This window comes from Methylomonas aurea, from assembly GCF_024505045.1.
Lineage (GTDB): Bacteria > Pseudomonadota > Gammaproteobacteria > Methylococcales > Methylomonadaceae > Methylomonas > Methylomonas aurea.
Genome location: NZ_JANIBM010000002.1, coordinates 324,230 through 346,216 on the forward strand (window position 1 = coordinate 324,230; position 21,987 = coordinate 346,216).

Annotated in this window: 1 protein-coding gene; it reads left to right on the top strand. The window is 63.5% G+C overall.

Annotated elements, in window-relative coordinates; all coding sequences use genetic code 11:
• Positions 1 to 1,071 precede the first annotated feature (1,071 nt).
• On the top strand, positions 1,072 to 21,987 hold a 20,916-nt coding region (locus NP603_RS03255; RefSeq protein ID WP_256609493.1), incomplete at its 3' end, for a right-handed parallel beta-helix repeat-containing protein.

Below are 21,987 nucleotides of genomic sequence, written 5' to 3' on the forward strand. Positions count from 1 at the left end.
GTGAAATATTATTAAAGTGGGTTACGGGATAAACTTAATGTTGGCTAAAGTGCTTTGTTACGAGTTTCCCGTGAAACTTAAACCCATCAAAACGGCTTAGCTAGCGTACGGGTTTTGTCCCGATACGCGGTTACTGTTGATGCCGGCATGCGTTGCCAATCGCAATCTCCGGCCAGACCATCGTCGGCGAAATGTGCCAGGCCAAGGCGGGCAGCGTCGCCAAATCGCTGCCAACAGTGCCGAGCTGGCGTCAAATCTTGCCAGGGCCTCGGCGGCGGACCTTTCATGCGTTACAGTTAAAGTAATTTATTAGTAATATATTTCAATATATTGTTTATTAGATACATTTAATGGCGGCCGACGATTTCCCGTCAAGCTTGCCTTGCGCGGGTGTCGGCACCGCGTCTTCAGTCAGCTGCAACACCGGAGCGCTGGGAAATTGATGACGTTTATTCGATACAGATAACAAACCTGGCGCCGCACTACGCCTACAAAGTTCGCCTGAGATTCCTGCGTACAATCAGTAGGTTCTAAATAACAATAAGTTATCGGATATTCTTCATGTTCAGCCGGCGCGCCGCGGTCCTGATTCGCTGCTGTTTGCCTAGCCGCCGTAGCCGATTGGGAAATCGAATGCGGCACAACCCGCCGATAAAGCGCCGAACCAAGTTAATAAGCGGGATAGCGGCAACCCGTTCGGTAATAGCTTCGGAATCGGAAAGTCGCGGGCCGAGGCTGCGCGCTTGCTCCCGGTCCGCCGATCTCGCACAGGTGTTGCTGTGCATCAATCCACAAGCCTTTGTTGTAATGCTTCACTTGACTGTTCAAGCCTGAATCCGGCTGTAATTCCAGCCGTGCCGCTGCCGGCGATCGCGTTATTCCGGACAATTGTAAATGGCAAAAAATTGAGATAGCCTTGGCAAACTATTAGAAGGGAATGTGAACTTTATCCGAGTTTTTAACGTTGTACTGTGACACTCCGCGGAAACGGAATTGCTGAGCATCGTTGGCATCAGAAAGTATCGGGATTGAAATCTATTAAAAGCGGGAATTGAAGGTTGAGGTGGAGCGATGGCCAAAAAAACGAAAAAAAAACCTAGCAACCAGGTTGATCAGCAACCTCCCGTCAACAATCCGCAGCAACCCGATCAATTGGCGGCGTCGCCTCTGGCGCGCTTGTTGAATTATTTCCGGCCTGCGCCAGCGGACACGCTGCCTCGCAAACGCCCCGTCGTCGAAACCTTGGAACAGCGCCTGTTGCTGTCGACCTCGCCGCTACCGCAACCCGCTTTCAACACCACACTCAGTTACACCGCGTTACCGACCGGCCCCACCGATGCGGTTCTGCAAATCGTCGATACCGGCGGGCCGAATCTGACCTTGCAACTTTTGAACGGCGGTTCGGTGGTCGGCCAGGAGTTACTGGACGAAAATATTCGCGTCGCTTTTACCGGCTCGGCCTTCAACGACAAACTCACCGTCAACCTGAACTACACCGACAGCGACGGCAATCCGGCTTTCAGCCCGTTTGCGATCAAGATCGACTTCGACGGCGGTACCGATATTCCGGCGCTGAGCGACGACCAACTGCTGATTCAGTCATCCGGGCCGCATACCTACCAAAGCGGCGGTTTGTTCGTTAGCAGTACCGACGATATTCAGGTCGGCGGCGTACTGCGCTCGGTCGGCGACATCGATTTGCAATCTGCGGAAAAAATCGACGTATTGGCCGGAGCCAATTTGAACGCGCGCGACCTGCGCCTGGCAGCAGTCGCCAGCAGCACCGGCGGCATACTCGGCACCGATATCCAGGCCAACGCCAATACCGGCGTCAATCTGTTCGGCGCCACGCTCTCCGGCCGCAATATCGGCATCGACGCGCAGTCCACCGTCACGCTCGACAGCGAAGATACCGAACTGTTCGGCGGCCAGGTCAAGATCGGCGCGGTCGATGCCAACGCCAGCGCCGGTATCGCCTTTTCCGGCGCCAATACCCTGACCGCCACCGGCACGCTGAACTTGGACGCATCCAGCAGCGTTACCAGCAAATTGGCCGCGGCACCGGACAGCAGCAGCAACCAGTCGGACAAAGACGCCGCCGTCGCTATTAGCCACGTCAACAGCAGCGCCAGCATCAGAATCGGCGGCAGCTCGGTGTTGACCGCGACCGGCGCGTTGAATATCGCCGCCAATAACAGCGTCAATGCGCTTACCCATGCCGACGGCGGCGCCGGCGGTTCCTCCGGTACCGCACTGGGCGGTACCGTCGCGGTAGCCGTGATCGGCGGCGACACCAAAGCCGACATCGCCGACAGCGCCTCGTTGAGCGGCAGCAGCCTCAATTTGACCGCCAACGCATTGCGCACGATAGACACCCAGGCCAAATCGACCCAGGGCGGCGCTACCAGCGGTTCGACGCAAACCACCGGCCAACAAACCTTGCAACAGCAAGACGCCAAAACCAGCGACGGCTCGTTGGGTCTGGCGGCCGCGGTAGCGGTGACCAACGTCACCGGCGACAGTTCGATCGAGATTTCCACCAGCGGGACGTTGAGCGCCGGTTCGGCGATGGCTTTCAATGCCGGCTCGACGCTGGCCGCACCGAACGGCGGCATCACCACATTGGCCGACGGCTCCAACACGTCGGATAACGGTACCGGCATCGGAGCTGCCGCGGCGATCAATACCGCCAACGTTACCAGCCGGGTACGGTTCTCCGGCGCGACGACGCTGAATGCGCCGGGCGGAGTAAACGCCCAAGCCACCCTGGTCAGCAGCGGTTTCGGTGCCCAAGCCACGGCCGGCGCCGGCGCTTCCGGCGTCGGCGTAGCCGGCGCGCTGGCGATCAATGTCGGCGTCACCAAAGCGGAGGCCGTACTGGGCGCAACGGCTAATTTGACCTTGAGCGGCAACACCTCGCTGTCATTGAAATCGCAAACCACGACCACCGACATCGCCAAGGCCTATTCCAAAACCGACGCCGGCGACAATAGCGTCGGTGTCGGCGCCTCGGTCGCGATCAACGTCTCCGATACGATTTCCCGCTCCATCGCCGACACCTCATCGCGGCTGGCCGGGGCCGGTAACCTGGTTTTCGATGCCAAATCCAACAATACCGTCACGACCGAAGTCAAGGGCGGTGCTGCCGGCGGTAACGCTATTTCCCCGGCCGCCGCGATTACCGTGGCGACCAGCGACACGCTTGCCGAAGTGCGCAGCGCCAGCCAAAACCTGGCCGCGCAAAGTCTGATTATCAACGCCGACCATACCGGTAACGCCACGACCACGGCGGAAGGCGCCGCCAAAGGCAGCAACGTTGGCGTCGGCATGGCCTTGTCTTTCGCCTCGGCGGTCGATACCACCCGCGCCTTGCTGGATCGCTCGGCCACGCTGGGCGGCGCGGTGACCGTCAGCGCCAAGAGCAAACAGGCCTCGACCTCCACCGCCAAGGCCAGCGTCAAGGGTGGTAAGGAAGACGACGGCACCCAGGACGGCAAAGTCGACCAACAAACCGGCGCCCAGCGCGGCGTCGGCGATAGCGTCGCCGCCGGCAAAGGTGCGCGCAACAGTAGCAGCGCCGCCGCCAATCCGAAAGCCGAAACCGCCAACACCGATTCCACCGGTCAATCCAGCTCCGATTCCATTTCAGTGGCCGGCGCGGTAGCGCTGAATATCGCCGGCAGCACCGTGCAAGCCAGCACTGGCGTCAATCGCATCATCAATGCCACGGGCTCGGTCGCGATCACCGCCACGGCCAATCTGGATGCCGGCGCCATAGCCGACGGTTCGGCGGTTTCCGACAGCGGCAGTGTCGGCGTCGGCGCGGCGGTGGCAATTAACGTCGGCACCGTCAACAACGAAGCCCGCATCGGCTCCGGCGGCAATATCACAGCCGGCGGTCTGACGCTGGAGGCTAAAACCGGCGGCAACGAAGCAACGCCGGAACACACATTAACCGCCAAGGCTACTTCCGGCGCCGGTTCCGATAAAGTCGGCGTCGCCGGTTCGTTCGCATTGAACGTGGCGAATATCAATACCGTCGCCCACATGCCCGGTTTCGCCTCGGCTACGCTGAACGGTGGCGAGTTGCGGGTGCGCGCAGAAAACACCACACGCACTGACGGCCAAGCGCTACCCGAAAATAATGGCGCCCAGGGCGGCAGCGTCGGTGTCGGCGCCTCGGTGGCGTTGAACGTGGTCAACACCAAAACCGAAGCCAGCATCGCCGACGGCGCCGGTTTGAACGGCACCGCCGGCAACGTGCTGATCGAAGCCGTCGGCGCCCATAACGTCAAAACGGTCGGTAAAAACGGCGCAGGTGCCGGCGCTTCCGGCAGCGGCGATGGCGTCGGTGTCGGCGCCGGCGTGGCCTTGGCTATCGTCGACCACGATAAGATAGCTTATCTGGGGGCCGGCAATCTGACTACCGACACACTCAACGCCAACGGCAGTGTAACGATTCGCAGCGCGCACGCCTCGGCGGCCCAAACCGAAGCCGGCGGCGACGGTGCCGGCGGCAGCGTCGGCGTCGGCGCCTCGGTGGGTATCAACATCCTGTCCGACGACATCCGGGCCCAGGCGTTGCGTTCGGTTGCTGCCGGCGGCGCGATCAGCGTGGAAAGCCAGATCGCGGCCGGCAACGTCAATACCGTCACCGCCAGCGCCCAGGGCAACAAATCCGAAGGCCGCAAAGCCGACGACGAAGCCAACCACCAGGTCAATAACAACCCGAACAACGGCGGCGACAAGTCGGTGCCGAAAGCCCAGGACGGGGTCAGCGAAGGCAACCAGAAAAGCGACAGCGAATCCAGCAACAAATCGGCCGATGTCGGCGTGGCCGCGGCAATTGGGGTGTCCTATGCGGTGGTCGACAACCTGGCCGAAGTCGGCAGCGGCGTATCGCTGGTTTCCAGCGGCGGTGCGGTAAGGGTTTCGGCGTTTGCCGACGTCGACGGCACGGTATTGGCGACCGGCACCGCGGTGGACCTGCAAACCCAGACCAACGTCGGCGCCGCGGTCGGCGTCAACGTCGCCGACGTGGAAAGCCGTGCCCGCACCGGCAGCAATGCCGTACTGTCCGGCAGCAACGTTACCGTCGAAGCGCGCCACGCCGACGGCCAGCGCGCGGAATTCAAGACCTGGGCCCTGGCCGCCGGCGGCGGTAAAGACTACGGTGTGGCCGGCTCTGTGGCCGTGAACCGGGTCAGTTACGTCACCGAGGCGGCGGTCGGTGCCGGCGCCACGCTCACCGCCAGCAATAACGCCAATGTGCTGGCCTACAACGAAATCGGCCTGCAAGGCTTGGCCGGCAGCGCCGGCTACGGCAAGAAAGCCGGCGTCGGCATCAGCGTCGCCGTGTCTATTGTCAATCCGACCACGACGGCCAGCGTCGGCGACGGCGCGCACATAGACGCCGCCGGCGACACCACGATCCGCGCCCGCGGCGCGATCAATCCGTTGGCGATTCCGCTGGGCGAGGATATTCCGCTGTTACCGGACTCGATCGACGCCACTTCGGTAGCCGCCGGCGTCGGCGGCAGCGACAGCGGGCCGGGTGTCGCCGGCTCGATTGTGGTCAACGTGTTTACCGACAACACCACCGCCAGCGTCGGCCGTAACGTGCTGATCAATCAAAACGTCGCCGCACCGCAGGCCGGCCAGGACATTACCGTCGAAGCTCAGGATTTGACCCGCATCGTTTCGGTTGCCGGCGGTCTGGCGGCCTCATTCGATTCCAGCAGCGCCGCGGTCGGCGCCGGCGTCGATGTCGGCGTATTGACCAAAACCACCCGCGCCACGGTAGGTCGGGGTTCCCAGCTCAAGGCGCGCAACGACATCACCGTGCATGCCAACGACGGCGAAGACATCATTTCCGTCGCCGCTTCGGTCGCGGTCAGCAGTAACGTCGCCGCTTCGCCGTCGGTGTCGGTCTATGTGGTCAACACCACGACCCGAGCCGAGACCGAGAACGGCGCCAGCATTCTGCAACCCGGCACCACGCTGGACGCCGGCGGCAAAGTTGCCGTCCGCGCCGAGGGTACGCTGGATTTCGTGCCGGTCGCCGGCACCTTGGCGATAGGCACCGGTAGCGCCGGGGTCGGTATCTCCAACACCACGGTCGTGCACAACGATACGGTCGAAGCCAGAATCGGCGATCGGGCAACGTTGCGCGCCGGCGGTGGCGCCGAAGTGGTAGCCAATTCGTACGAAGACTTGGTGACGATAGCGGCCGCCGGTTCCGGCGGCAGTAGCGCCGGCATCGCCGGTTCGGTCGCCGTCAACGTGCTGACCGAAAACACCTTTGCCCGCATCGGCAACGGCGTCGTGTTCGACGTGACGCCGCCCGGTTTATCGCTGGCTACGCCGGATGTGCGGGTGGAAGCCGACGCCAATACCGACATCGTTGCGGTCGGCGGCGCGGCCGGTTACGGCGGTTCGGCCGGCGTTACCGCCGGCGTCGTCGTCAATAAACTGGCGAAGAACACCGAAGCCTTGATCGGCTCGGCGGCCAGCGGCGACGTGCGCGGCGATATTCAGGTTTTGTCCGACAGTGCCGAGAATCTGGTCTCGGTGGCGGCGTCGATGGGCGTCGGCAGCGGCGCCGGCATCGGCGGTTCGGTCGGTGTCTTGGTCGCCAACGTCACGACCCGGGCCTTCATCGGCGACGATCCGGACGACGCGGTCGCCAGCTTCGGCGCCGGCAATCTGCACGCGCGCGGCAGCATCCAGGTTGCCGCCAACGATATTCTGGACAATATCAATGTCGCCGGCGCGTTGAGCGCCGGCGGTTCGGCCGGTATCGGCGCTGCGGTCGGCGTGCCGGTGGTCAGCAAACGGGTCGAAGCCTTCATCGGCGCCGGTGCCAATGTCACCGGCGACGGCCAAAGCGCACTGACCGTCGATACCGGCGGCTTCGCCATCGGCTACGAAACCGGATTGGGCGACAAGCCCGGCAACGTCGACGTGCAGGGCGGCCGTAAACCGACCCGCAACGATGCCCGCTTTGCGCCGCCCGATTTGGGCAACATGGTCGACGCCAATCAGGACGACAATCCGGACGGCATGCTGGACAGCAACGGCGACGGTGTCGACGACCGCGCCGGCGATCCGATGTACAGCGGTTTGCGGGTAGCCGGTCTGGAAAAACAGAGCGGTTTCAGCGGCGTATCGGTGACGGCCACCAACCGCGACAGCGTCAGTAACTTCGTCATGGTCGGCGGCATTTCCGGCGGCGTGTCGGTGGCGGTCGGCGCCGCGGTCAACGTATTCGATTCGACGGCGCGGGCCTATATCGGCAACGGTGCCGCGGTCAATGCCGACCAAAGCGGCGCCGTTGCCGGCCAACAAGTCAAAGTCGGCGCCGGCAACGATTTCTACCATCTGCAAGTGGCCGGGGCTTTGGCGATTGCGCCGTACGCCGGCATTGCGCCGGCGGTCGGCGTCTCGGTCAACAACTTGACCACCGAAGCCTTCATCGGCGCCGGCGCCACGGTCAAAGCCGCTGACGACGTGCTGGTGGATGCCCGCGCGGCCGAGAATTATCTGCTGATCGGCGTCGCGGTTGGCGGCGGCATCGCCGGCATCGGCGGTGCGGTAACGGTGCCGGTGATCAACGATACCACCAACGCCTATATAGGCAACGGTGCGACGGTCGTTGCCGGCGGCGATGTTGCGGTCACTTCCCGCGACGATACCAAGATTCTGGCCGTGTCCGGAGCCGGCGGCTTCGGTTTGGCCGGGGTCGGCGCGTCGGTCGGCGTGATGTCGATGACTAAATCCACCAATGCCTGGATCGGCAACGGCGCTGACGTCCAGGCCAACGCCTTCGGCAGCGGCGTGTCCGGTATCCTGGACGGCAGCGCCAACGGTACCGCAAGCTTCAATACCGGCACCGCCCGCGGCGTGGTGGTGCAAGCCTTATCCAACGAAAACGTCACCCATATCGCGATCGCCGCCGGCGGCGGCGTGGTCGGCGTGGCCGGCGGCGTCGCCGTGACGCTGATCGACAGCGATACCCGAGCCTGGATCGACAATAATGCGCTGGTCAACGGCCACAACAACCCGTTAACCACGTCCTCGGCACAAGGCGTTACGGTCAGAGCCGGCAACCGGGTCGATACCTTCTCGTTTGCCGGCGGTTTGGCCGGCGGTCTGGTAGGGATCGCCGGTGCGGTCGACGTCGGCAGCATCAAGAACGATACGGCGGCCTTTATCCGCGGCGGCGCCCAGGTCAATGCCCGCAACCACGTCGTGGTCGGCGCCCACCATCTGGACGAAAACGACGGTTTTACCATTTCGGCGGCCGGCGGCTTCGTCGGCGGTGCGGCTGCAGTCTCGGTCTGGTCGTTGGGCACCCCGCTCTCGGCCAACTACCAAAACAGCCAGGGCCAGACCGGCAGCGCCTTCAGCGCCAATGGCAGCAATCCGCAAAACCAGGCCGCGGACCAGGGCGGCGCCCGGACCGGCGATGTCGGCAATACCGTCGGCGGTTTCTCGCAAGGCAACGTCAACGACGGCCGCACCAGCGCCAACGAACGCATGGCCGGCATCGGCAAATCGGCGCAGACTACCTTGTCCAGCCGCGGACCCAGCGGGACTTCGCTGCGCAATCTAATCGCCAGCAACGCCGTACCGTCCGGCACCCAGGCCTACATCGAGAACGGTGCCGCGGTGACTGCCGACGGCAATATCGTCGTCGAAGCCAAAGACGTTACCGACGCCAGTTTCCTGGTCGGCGGCGGCGGCGGCGGTTTCGTCGGTATCGGCGCGGCGATCGGCGTGTTGAATATCGCCAACAACGCCCGTGCTTCGGCCGGCGGTACGCTCCGCGCCGGCGGCCAGATTCGGGTCAACGGCGAGTTGGTCGAAGACGTGGGCCAGACTTCGTTCGCGTTCGGCGGCGGTTTCGTCGGTCTGGGCGCGTCGGTCTCGGTGATCACCGACAAGAGCACCAACCACGCCTTCATCGCCGACGGCGCCACGGTCGACAACGCTGCCGCGATCAACATCCTGGCTTCGACCAACCAAAGTTTCGATATCGATACCGACGGCGCCACGGTCGGCGCGGTCGCGGTCGGCGCTTCGTTCAGCAAGGTCGCGGTCGGTAACGACAACGCCACCGACACCTATGCCGGCATCGGCGCCAATACGCGCATCGGCCAGGGTAGCGGCAGCGTCGGCGCAATCAACGTCCAGGCCGCCTCGCGGATACACGTCACCCAGAATACCTTTGCCATGTCCGGTGGCGTGGTCGGCCTGACCTTCAACTTCGCCTTTGCCGACGTCACGCCCGACGTGCGCGCAACGATAGGCGACGGCAGCAAGATCAACAGCAACGCCGGCATTAAAGTGCTGGCCGGCACCGACCACAACGCCAAAGTCGAAGTGTTCGGCCTCAGCGTCGGCGGATTGGCCGGCGGCCTGAGCCTAGCTCGGGCCAATCTGGACGCCAGCGTTGCCGCCCGCGCCAGCGGCGAGATCACGGCCGACAGCCTGGCGGTCGGTGCCGGCCACAACGTCGATCCGGCTTCGATGCAAGCCATACACCAAGTAGCGGGCGGCGGCGTGCGCGGCGCCTATGCCACCGCCGAAGCGCCGGCCGTGGGTATCGCTACCGCCCAGGCTTCGTTGGCCAATGCTTTGGCCACCGCCGACGTCAGCGCCGCAATCGGCGCCGGTGCGGTGTTCAATATCGCCGGTTCGGTCAGCGTCCGCGCCGACGGCGTCAACCAGGCCAAAGCCAAAGGCCGTTCCATTAGCGTCAGTTTGGTCGGTATGGGTTTGTTGAACGCCACCGCAACTGCGTCCGGCGACGACAAGGCTACGGTCGGCGGCGGCGCCCGGATCAAGGCCGGCAGCCTGGCGCTGCAGGCCAACGGCATCGACCATGCCGACGCCGATAACGATTCGACCGACATTTCCGGATTGGGCAACATCGGTTTCAGTATCGCCAGCGCCACGGTCGATCCGTCGGTCGGCGCCCGGGTCGGCGAGGGCGCCAATCTCGATATTACCGGCAATTTGACGCTGCGCGCCGCGGCAGTGACCGACGGCGACGCCACCGCGCGCCGTACCGGTTTGTCGTTCGGCGGCGATTTCGGCATGATCAAAGGTAACGCAACCGTCACGCCGGATGTGGCGGCGATGATCGATTCCAGCGCTGCCAATCCGACCCTGGTCAAGGCCGGAGCGGTCGACATTCAAGCCACCCACGGTTCGCCGGTGGCGATGTCCGACGGCACGCTGGCTAGCGTCGACACCAACGCGGATTTGCTGACCACCTCGGCACCGCACGGCCTGAAAACCGGCGACCGCATCACCTACACCACCAACGGCAATCCGGCCATCGGCGGCTTGGTCGCCGACCGCAGTTACGGCGTGATCGTGTTGAACGATACCGTCGTCAAACTCGGTAATCCGTTCGTCGCGGAAAACGTCAACGACGCCTTCGATACGATCCGTTTCAGCACCCAGCACGGCCTGCAAACCGGCGACCGGCTGGAATACGGCCATTTGTTCGGCGGCGGCGCCACTGCGATCGGCGGTCTGAACAACGGCAGCAGCTATTACGTACGGGTGATCGACTCGCTGACGGTCAAATTGGGCACATCGTTAGCCCAGGTCACTCAGGGCCTGAAATCGTTCCAGGTTTCGGCGGTGGATGCGGCCAGCAACGTCTTCGCGCTGGCCAACCACGGTTTCAGCAACAACCAGGCGGTAACCTACCGCGCGCCGCGCACGGCCAGCTTCAACGGTTACGCAGTCGACGACGCGGCCGAGAAAATCGCCATCGGGCCGGCGCCGAACGGTAACGACTTCCAGACCGGCGACCGCGTGACTTACACGGTGTCCGGCGTCGACGGCCGCGCTCCGGTGGCAATCGGCGGGCTCGGCAACGGCGGCAGCTATTACGTATACCGGGTCGATGCCGAGACGGTGAAGTTGTCGGCAGCGGCGATCAAAAACGACGGCACCGACGTATTTATCAATTTGACCCGCAGTAGCGGCGCCGACCAATCCTTGCACAAATTGACCCGGTTCGGCGAGAAAGCCATTACCGGCCTGGAGGACGGCCGTACCTACTACGTCAAAACCATAGACGCCAACCAATTCCAATTGGCCGCTTCGGCCGGCGGCGCGGCCATCGATGTCAATACCACTGGCGTCGCCGGCGTGCAGTATATCGGTGTCGAGGGTATCGACCTGTCCGGCGGCGGTGTGCAAGGCCAGCACTATCTGGCGATCGATTTGAGCGGCGGTTTGAGCGGCAACCAACGCCTGGCCGGCGCCGGCGGCTTGATCGCGACGCCGGATCAATACGGTATCAACGGTATTTCCTACGCCAACGGCATAGGTCCGTCGTTCGCGCTGTTGATTTCCGGCGTCGGCGCCCACGCCGGCGTGGACGTGAAACCGGATGTCGATGCCGGTACCGGCGACGGTGCGCGCATCACCGCCAGCGGCGACGTCAATATCAAAGGCTTGGCCTACGGCAACACCGAGAGTTATGCCGGCGCCACCACCGGCGCCTTCCTCGGCAGCCTCGGTTTCTCCGGGGTGCGGATGAATCTGCAGCAAAACACGCTGGCCAACGTCGGCGCCGGATCGGCGATCGAAGCTGGCGGCAACATCGCGGTCTGGGCCGAGAACCAGCATACCGCGTTCGGTACCTCGTTCGCCGGCGGCGGCGCGGCCGGTATCTCGGTGACCGGCGCCAAGGCGGTGGTCGAAGCCTTGCCGGTGACGCTGGCCAATATCGGCAGCGGCGCCAATCTGCACGCCAAAGGCAATATCGACATCAGCTCGCGGATGGGCGCGAAAGGCGCGATCAAGGCCGACTCCTATGCCTATGCCGGACTGGGTTCCGGCGGTTCGGCCGAATCGTTCTGGTCCATCGGCGGCGCGGCCAACGATTTCAGTTCGGCGCCGATCAACACCACGGTCAATCTGGACCCCAATTCCAATATCCGTGCCGATAAAGATTTGACTTTGTACGCGCTGGTGGCCGACGTCGATATCGCCACCCGTACCGAATCATCGGCGGGATCGATATTTTACTCCGACCCGGATGCCGAATCGCGCACTCTGATCAATTCGATCGCGTTGATCACGGCCAAGGCCGGCGCCCAGGCCATCGGCGTCAATAATTTCGACGCCGTGGCCCGCCACCACAACGTCGGCATGTATACCCGCGCCTATGCCGAAGGCGGTAGCGCCTTCGGTGCGCCGGATGCCGACGCCTGGGGTATCCAGCGCAACCTGTCGCGTATCATCACCGACGCCGGCTCGGCTTTCGGCAGCAAGGACCTCAAGGTCGAGGCCAGCATTTACAGCCCGCGCAACCAGGTCTACCAAGCGGCGCCGGGTTTCTCGTTGAACGTATTCGACGACCGCGGCGATGTACATCCGGAATACAGCTTCAACCGCCACATCACCTTTAACGGCGACGTGATCCTGTTGTCGGCGCCGACGCCGGAACTGCTGGTCGACGCCAACGGCAATATCGCCGTGGCCGAGGGCGTCAATGCGGTAGACGAGGGCAGCCGCATCGTCGTCAATAATTTGAGCAACAACGGTAACGCCGGCAAAGCCGTGTTCGACGTGGCGCCGATGAATGTCAACGGTAACCCGATCTTCGGCACCATCGACGGTAACCAAGGCACCGTGCGCGTGCGCCATACCTGGGAAACGGTACAACTGACCAATCTGTCGTCCAAGGATTTGTGGGTCAACGCGATCGACCCGGTCGACCGCAGCGGCCGCGCCAAAGTCGCGATCAACGCCGACGACAACCAGTACCGCTTCGACATCGCCCACGAATTCGCACCGACCGTGATCGACATCGCCAACCTGGGCCTGGCCGGGGCGCCGGCTATCGTATTGAACGGTCTGATCGACAACCCGATCGGCGTCACGCGCGTGGTCAATACCCGCGGCGACGTGTTGGGCAGCAATACCGGCAAAATTCGCAGCAATAAAACCGAGCTCCAGGCCGCCGGCAACATCGGCCAAAATCCGCCGGTCGTGCTGGGTTCGACCTCGTTCGGCCGATTGGATCTGGAACTGGTGCAAAGCGCGGGCCGCGCCACCGATTTGAACACTCAAAGCGGCGGCTACCAAAGCCTGCGCCTGCGCGGCCTGGACCGCGATCCGGCCGGCGGCTTGTTCGAATTGAACCTGGGTACGCTGCAAGCCGGGTCCGATATCGATCTGTTGGTACTGCCGACCTTGGAACAACTGGTCGTCGCCAACGCGCCTGCGGGTTATTTGGTCGACGTTTCCGAGTACCAGCCGACTTACGACCAGGTTTACGGTAATTCCGATCCGGATACCGCGCCGTTCGCCACGACGACCACCGCCTACGTCGACCACTACAAACCCGACGGCAGCGGCCCGGATTTCGTCGCGCCGGTCAATATCTTCGGCACCGGCAATACCCAAGTCGATACCCATCTGCGCGTAGGCCTGATGAAAGCCGGCGGCAACATCAACGTCGTCGCCAATTACGGCGCCACCCGCATCGACATTACCGCCAATACCAATCTGACCGGCCTGGGCCGGATCGACGTCTTTACCAACGGTAACGTGATTTTGACCGAAACCGAGGGCAATCTGCGCGCCGGTACGATCACTTCGACCCAACACGACGTGGTATTGACCGCTGCCGCGGGCATCGTCGACGCCCAGGGCGATGCCGGCGCCGACGTGCTCGGCAACAACATCACGCTGACCGCGCAAGCCGGTGCGATCGGTTCGTTCCTGAACGATCTGGAACTGGATACCGCCTATTCGGCCGCCGGCGAACTGACCGCCCACGCCACATCCGATGTCTACATTCAGGAAATGAGCGGCAGTTTGGTAGTCAACCAAGCGGTCGCGACGGCGGGCGATCTGCGCCTGACCACCAAGGACGGTGCTGCGACCGGCGAAGACATCATCGTCGCCGCCGGCAAGCTGGTGTCGGCGCTGGCGGGCTCGGTTACGCTGCAATCCGGCGATTCGCTGTTACTGAACGGCGGCGTGTTGGCGCTGACCAATCTGTTGTTCAACGTCGATCACCGCAACGCCGACCGCGGCGTGGGCGGCAACGTCAGCCTGCGCAACGCCACTTTGGCCGGCAGCGCATTGCGCTTGCGCGGCGACGAAGACGACGATCTGCTCGATGCCGACGGCGTCGCGATCGCAGTCGTGGCTTACGGTTACGCCGGCGCCGACCAAATCTACGGCGGCGTGCTGGCCGACGATTTATATGGCGGCGACGGAGCCGATTACATCAGCGGCGGCAACGGCGACGATTTGATCGTGGCCGGCGGCGGTATCGGCGACGTATTGCTCGGCGGCAGCGGCGACGATTTGATTTACGGTTCTCCTGACGGCTCCGACAGCGACCCTAATTTCGCCGACGCGGTGCGCTTCGGCGACTACATCGACGGTGGCGCCGGTGCCGACCGCATTTATGCTCTAGGCGGCGCCGACGACATTCTGGGCGGCGACGGCGCAGATTGGATCGATGCCGGCGCCGGCGGCGACCGGGTACAGGGCGGCGCGGGTGCCGACCTGATCTACGGCCATCTCGGCAACGACCTGATTTACGGCTTCGCCACGGTCAGCGACGGCGACGATAACGCGCTGGACCAACTCTACGGCGAATGGGGCGACGACCAAGTCGTCGGCGGCGGCGGCGACGATTACATCGACGGCGGCTACGGTAACGATGTCTTAACCGGCAATGCCGGCAACGACCGGCTGTTGGCCGGCTACGGCTTGAATACGCTGAACGGCGGCGACGGCAACGATTTGTTGTACGGTTCCGATGACGGCGCCGACAACTTGAACGGTAACGCCGGCGACGACCGGATCTGGGGCTATGCCGGCAACGACACTATCGACGCCGGCAGCGGCGAAGACATGGTCGACGGCGGCGACGGCGACGACTTGATCTTTGGCGGTGCCGGCAGCGACGTGTTGCTGGGCGGTGCCGACCACGACACCTTGTACGGCCATAGCCTGAGCGGTGCCGGCGACGACAATGCGGTCGACTGGCTGTACGGCGATTTCGGCACCGGCGGCAACGAGGCCGGCTCCGGCCGCGATCGTTTGTTCGGCCAGGGCGGCAACGACCTGTTGTACGGGGAGGGCAACGACGACCTGATCGAAGGGTCGGCCGGATTCAACCAAAGCGAAACCTCCGGCGGCGCCGGCAACCTGATCGATTTCGGCAACGCCGGCGACAACGCCGGCTTCGCGGCCCCCGCGACAACGGCGGCGCCGGTCTTGAAAACAGTCGATTACAGCAATATCCGGGCGGCGGCCAGCCTGCCGGATTACGCCGTACAACGCGGCCGCTGGGCCGACCTGGCCGGCGCGGCCGGCGAAGACGGTCTGTCCGGCAGCGGCGGATTGTCTACCGATCCGGCGATTGCGGTAGCGGCGTCCGGTGCGCAGTTCATCGCCTGGACCGACACCCGCAGCGGCAATCCGCAAATCCTGGTCGCGCAATTGGTCGGCGGCGCCTGGGTCCAACTGGGCGGCAGCGCCAGCGGCGACGCCCTCGGCGCCGGCGTTTCCAAAACCGTCGCCGAGGCGGCGCGACCCAGCATTGCCATCGATGGCAGCGGCGCGCCCGTCGTGGCCTGGACCGCCGAGCACAACGGCCAGCGCGATATTCGCGTCGCCCGTTGGAATTCGGCCAGCGGCGCCTGGGAAGCCTTGGGCAACTCGCTGGCAGAGGCCGGTATTTCCGCGACCGGCAGCGCCGGCGCGGCCAAACTGGTCTCTACGGCGAACGGCCCCGTGGTGGCCTGGCTGGACGGCAGCCCCGGCGCTCAGCGCCTGTATGCGCGCACTTTTGTCGGTGGCGTCTGGCAGGAGAGCGCGGCGGGTTCCGCCAGCGGCAACGGCATCGCCGGCGGCACGCTGAGTGCCGATGTGCGCGATCTGGCCCTGGCCAGCGACGGTACCCGCGTGGCTGTGGCCTGGAGCGAGATGGTGTCCGGCGTGCGCCAAATTTATCTGCGCGAACTGAGCGGCGGTGCCTGGAATGCGTTGTCCGGTTCGGCCAGCGGCAGCGGCGTCAGCGGCATCGCCGATCCGGACCTGGCCGGCAGCATCAGCCACAACGCGATGCCGAGCCTGAGCTATTTCAATGGCCAATTGTTCGCTGCCTGGCAGACCCATTCCGATCAAGGCGCAGCCGTTGCGGTGGCGGCGTTTGCTACCACCCCGGCCCGCACTCTGGCAATAGTCGACACCATTGCTGCGCCGGAATTGCCGACCTCGCCGTCGCTCAGCGCCGGCGGCGACGCCTTGCGCTTGTTGTGGGTGCGGCAACCGCTGGATAATCAGCCGACCGATTTGTATGCGATGCGCTATAACGGCAGCCATTTCGTCGCCGAGTTGCCGGGCGAAGCCAGCCCCGGCGGTATCAGCCGCAGCGGCGGTATCGCGACGCAACTGGCGGCCGCGACCGATGCGCTCGGCCGCACCAGCGTGGCCTGGCTGGATGCCAGCAGCGGCCAACCGGAAATTCATGCCCGCGGCATGAGCGCGACGGTAAACCGCACCTTCTATGCCAACAGCGTCAGCGGTATCCAGGCGATTCTGGACGGCAACGCTTTGGGCGCCGGCGATTTCATCGTCGTCAACGGCGTCGTGACCGGCGACGTGGCGATTGCTGCTGCCGATGCCGGCGTCGCGATCGTCGGCGCGCCCGGTTCGCGCATCGTCGGTGCGGTGACGGTCGCGGCGGGAGCCAATAACGTCTTGCTGCAAGGTTTGGACATTTCCGGCGCGGTGACGGTACAAGGCGCCAACGGCTTTACCTTGACCGAATCCAAAGCCGGCGCGGTGACGCTGCAAGGCGGCGCCAATGCCCAAATCACCGCCAACCAAATCGGCGGTAACCTGACATTGCAAGGCGCGGTCAACAATGCGTTGATCGATTCCAACCGGGTCAATGCCAGCGTCGGCTTGGATATCCAGGCCGGCGCCACAGTTTCTAACCTGGCGGTCAGCCGCAATAGCTTCCAAGGTACCACCGGCATCGCGTTGAACGCCGCCGCCAGCGGCCGCATCCGCGACAACAGCATCAGCGCCAGCGCGACCGGCCTGAATATCGCTGCGACGTTCAGCGGCCTGATCGACGGCAACCGTATCGCCAATGCCGGCGTCGGCGTGCGCTACGATGCCGCCGCAGCATTGGCCGGCAATACCATCAGCAACAACACGGTCGGCATCAGGACCACGGTGGCCGGAACCGCCGAGGGCTTGGGCTTTGTCGCCGGTTCCGGCGTCAACGACTTGCTTGGCAACGCCACCGGCATTCAGGCCGTGGCCGCCCAGTTCCAGCAACAGCACGTGCGCGGCGGCAACGTCGGCGTGACCGGTTCCGGCATTATCGGCGGCACCTCGCTGGATTTGGCTAACCTGATCGAAGGCGCAACCACCGGCATCGCCAATTTCAACGGTACCGTGCAGTACAGCCGGATCAGCGGCAACGGCGTCGGTATCGACGTCACCGCAACGATGAGCGGTTTGAAAGTCTGGCACAACCTGATCTACCGTAATGCCACCGCGGCATTGCGGATCACCGGCGCCAACGACATCCGCATTTACCACAACACCTTCTATGCGCCCAGCGGCGACAATATCCGCATCCAGGGTGCCAGCGCCAACATAGAGATTCAGGGCAATATCCTGTGGGCCGAGTCCGGTTACGACATTTACGTCGCCAACGATTCGCAAGCCGGTTTCTACAGCGATTACAACAATCTGTATAAAACCGGCACCGGCAAGCTGGTGTATTGGACCAAGGATTTCAGCGACGTGCTGGATTGGCAGGCCGACGTGGCCCGCTACGACCTGCATTCGATCGGCGCCACCGTGGTCAATCCGAAATGGGCCGAACCGCGTTTCGTCGACCGGGCGGCCGACGATTACCGCTTATACGACGTGGTGGCCGGCTTGCGCTTCACCAGCCCCGACGTCGACGCCTCCAACGTGCTGATCGACCAGGCCGTGCCGCCGCACTACCTGAACCTGATCAACAACAGCGGCTTCGAAGCCGGGTTGACCGGCTGGACCGTCAACAACGGCGGTGCTGTCAAAACCGGCTCGCCGGCAGCCTACGAAGGCAACCAGTACTTTAATGCCGGCAATATCGAGCAAGGTTTTGCCGAACAAAGCATCAATTTGCTCAATGCAGGCTTCACGGTGCAACAGATCGATTCCGGATTGCTGGATCTGGCCTTCGGCGGCCGGGTCCGAGCCGCGGCCGAGGCGCCGCGCGACGCCGGCAGCGTGTCCTTGATCTTCCTCGACGCCGCCGGCAACGAACTGCGCCGGCAGGATGTCGAGGCGCAAAACACCGCCGATCGCTGGGAATTGGTCGGCGCCCGCGTCACGGCGCCGGTCGGTGCCCGGTTCGCGGTGTTACGTTTCGCCGCCGATCGCAACAGCGGCAGTAGCGCCGACGTCTGGTTCGATACCGGCTTCGTTTACCGGGTGGCGGACAGCTATGTCGCCAATCTCGGCGCATACGGCGCCGGCACCCACGAAGCGGCGACCACGACGGCGCCGCGCATCGAATTGCGCTTCCCGGATATGTACACCGATTGGGAGAAAAACGAGCCGGTGGCGATCCGTTGGGAAACCCTGAACAATCTGGCCAACTCGTCGGTGCGGATCGACTTGTTGCAAGATACCGCGGACGGTCCGCGTTTGCTGACCAACATCATCGCTTCGACTCCGGACGACGGCAATTTCATCTGGATTCCGGCCAACAGTGGTATCGATTTCGGCACCAAAGGCCTGCGGATTCAGGTCTCGCTGGTCAATGCGCCGGCGGTGATCGACCGTAGCCAGGAAACCTTCAGCGTACCGGAAGACGGCCAAAATTATTACGTCGACGACCAAAGCAACGTCGGCGACGCCTATACGCCGGGCGCAGTCGGCGACAACCGCAACACCGGCAAGACCGCCGCCACACCTAAGCCGAACCCGGTCAACGTGTTCCGCGCTTACGATCTGAAAGCCGGCGACACGCTGTATATCGACACCGGCGATTATCCGATGATCGATCCGATCGCCGTGTCCGGCACCGCCGACGTCAGTCTGGTGGCGGGCCCGGGCATGGGCCGCGATGAGGGCTTTACCATCACCGGTCCGGCCGATACCAGCCTGATCGCCAAATTGTTCCCGGCGATTCCGGGCGACCGCAGCCGGGCGTTGATCGACCTGAACGATGCCGACTTCGTCAGCGTCAACCATCTGACCTTGCAGAATGCCCAGCGCGGCCTGTACGTCCACGACGGGTCCGACAGCTTCAGCGCCAGTTACCTGACCGCCAGCGGCCACGCCCAGCAGGGTATCTCGATCGCGACCGCCTCGCAGTTCGGCGATCTGGACCATCTGACCAGCTTCAATAATCAGGCTGGCGGCGTCGTGGTCAGCGGCAACATCCGCTCGCTGACCAATTCGGTGGCTTACGCCAATACCGGCGACGGTTTTAACGTCAGCGGCGGCATCGAACTGGCCAGAGACAACGTGGCCTACAACAACAGCGATTGGGGCTTCGAGTTCAGCCAACCCGGTGCGGCGGCGATCATACGCAACCAGTCCTACAATAACCGGGCCGGTATCTACGTCAGCAACAGCAGCGCCGGCATCGCCCGGATCGGCGACGACGATCTGGCGGCCGGTAACGGCAACCTGGTCTACAGCAACCGCGACGGCGGTATCTATGCCTACTACGGCGCCTTGGTGGCCGGCAATACCGTCTACGGCCATCTGACCAGCAGCGCCTGGGGCATTTATGGCTATAGCAACGTCACCAGCCGCTCGAACGTGGTCTACGGCAATACCCAGGGTATTTACGCCTGGTTCGGTAGCGTAGAAACCAACCGAGTCTATGCCAACAACGCCGACGGCGTCCGGACCGAAAATTCCGATGTGGTCGGCAACGTGATTTATTCGAACGCGGTCGGGCTGCGCGTCAGCCAGAACTACAACACGCCGCGCAGCGGACGCAACAACCTGATTTACGCCAATACCCAGGCCGGGGCCTTGCTCAGCGGCGACCGCTTTACCTTCATCAACAACACTGTGGTGCAACCTTTGGGCGATGCCGTGCGGGTCAGTGACGCCAGCAATACCGGTTTGTTCAACAACATCATCGGTGCGGACACCGGTTACACGATCAGCGTGGCTTCCAACAGCCAGGTCGGTTTCCAGGCCGATTACAACCTGTTCCTGCCGCGCAGTTCCGGCGTATTCGGCCAATGGCAGGGCATAGACCGGGCCAACCTGACCGCTTGGCGTTCCGCCTCGTTCACCGACGCCAATAGCCTGGTGGCCGATCCTGATTTCGCCGACGCCAACGGTGCCGACAACCAGTTGGGTTACGTCGATCCGGTTCAGGACGGTCGCGACGACGATTTCCACGAAAGCAGTGCCTACGGCGGGTTTGCCGGCGGCAGCGGTTTGGCGCCGGTGCGCAGCACCACGACCAATCTGCCGGTCATGGTCGGCGCCTCGGCGTTCACGGCGGCGGTACAGTCGCCGGCCATAGACCGCGGCCGCGCCGGCGATGCTTACGCCAACGAACCGGCGCCGAACGGCGGTTACATCAACATCGGCGCCTACGGCAATACCGCCCAAGCCGGCCGCAGCCCGGCGCAATACGTCACGGTATTGTCGCCGAACGGCGGCGAACGCGTCGGCCAGGACAGCACGGTCGAGATCCGCTGGCGCTCCTTCGGCTTCGGCGGTAACGTCAACATCGAATACCGCGGCGGCAGTGCCACCGCTTTCACCACCCTGGCCAGCGGCGAAGCCAACGACGGCAGCTTCAATTGGGCGGTCACCGCCGGAATGTTCAGTGCCGGTAACGATTACCAAATTCGGATCACGTCTGTCGATGTACCGGCCATTGCCGATAGCAGCGACAGTTTGTTCTCGGTGATTGCGCCGATCACTTACTACTACGTCAACGACAACTCGCTGGCCGGTGACGAATACACCAGCGCAATCGGTAACGATGCCAATGACGGCTTGTCACCGGATCAACCGAAGGCGTCGATCCGGGCGATTCTGGATACCTACGATTTGAAACCGGGCGATGTGGTGTTGGTCGATGCCGGCCTGTACACGCTGGGTACCAATATTTTCGTCACCGCCCAAGACAGCGGGGTAACGATTCGAGGAGCGGAGAACCACGAGACGCGTTTGGACCGTGGCAACAAAAACACCGGTGCCTATGTATTTGAGCTGCAAGGTGCGGACGATGTGAGTCTGGAGCAGTTATCGATCACGGGCGGTTACGGCGGCATCCAAGCGGCCAACGGCCAGGACAGCGACCACCTCAGCGTGATCGACAGCCGGATCTGGAACAACAACTACGCGATCAGCGTCGACACCAGCAACGACTTCTTCGTGCTGAGCGGCAGCGTGGTCGAATACAGCAACAACCGCGGCGTCTATATCAACGGCAGCGATGCCTTGATCGAAGGCAACGAAATCGCCCGCAACAGCGGCTGGGGCGTCGACATCAGCGGCGCCCGCGGCCGGGTATTGAACAACAGCGTCTACGCCAACAGCAGCGGCGGCATCAACGCCAGCGTCAACAACGGCTGGGGCAACCGCATCGTGGTCCAGGGCAACCGCGCCTTCGACAACGGCAACGGCACCAACATCGCCGGCTACTACACGACCGAAGTGCGCGGCAACGAAGTCTGGGGCGCCAACTACGGCATCACCGTCTACTACGGCGCGCAAGCCATGGACAACCGGGCCTGGGGTAACACTACCGGCCTGTATGCCTACAGCGGCAGCCTGCTGCAAGACAACCGGACTTGGGCCAACGGCACCGGCATCACGCTGTACTACAGCAGCACTGCCCAAGGTAACCGGGTCTACGGCAACAGCGGCGCCGGCGTCTACGTCGCCACCTACGACAACCTGGTGGCCAACAACGTCATCGAAGCCAACGGT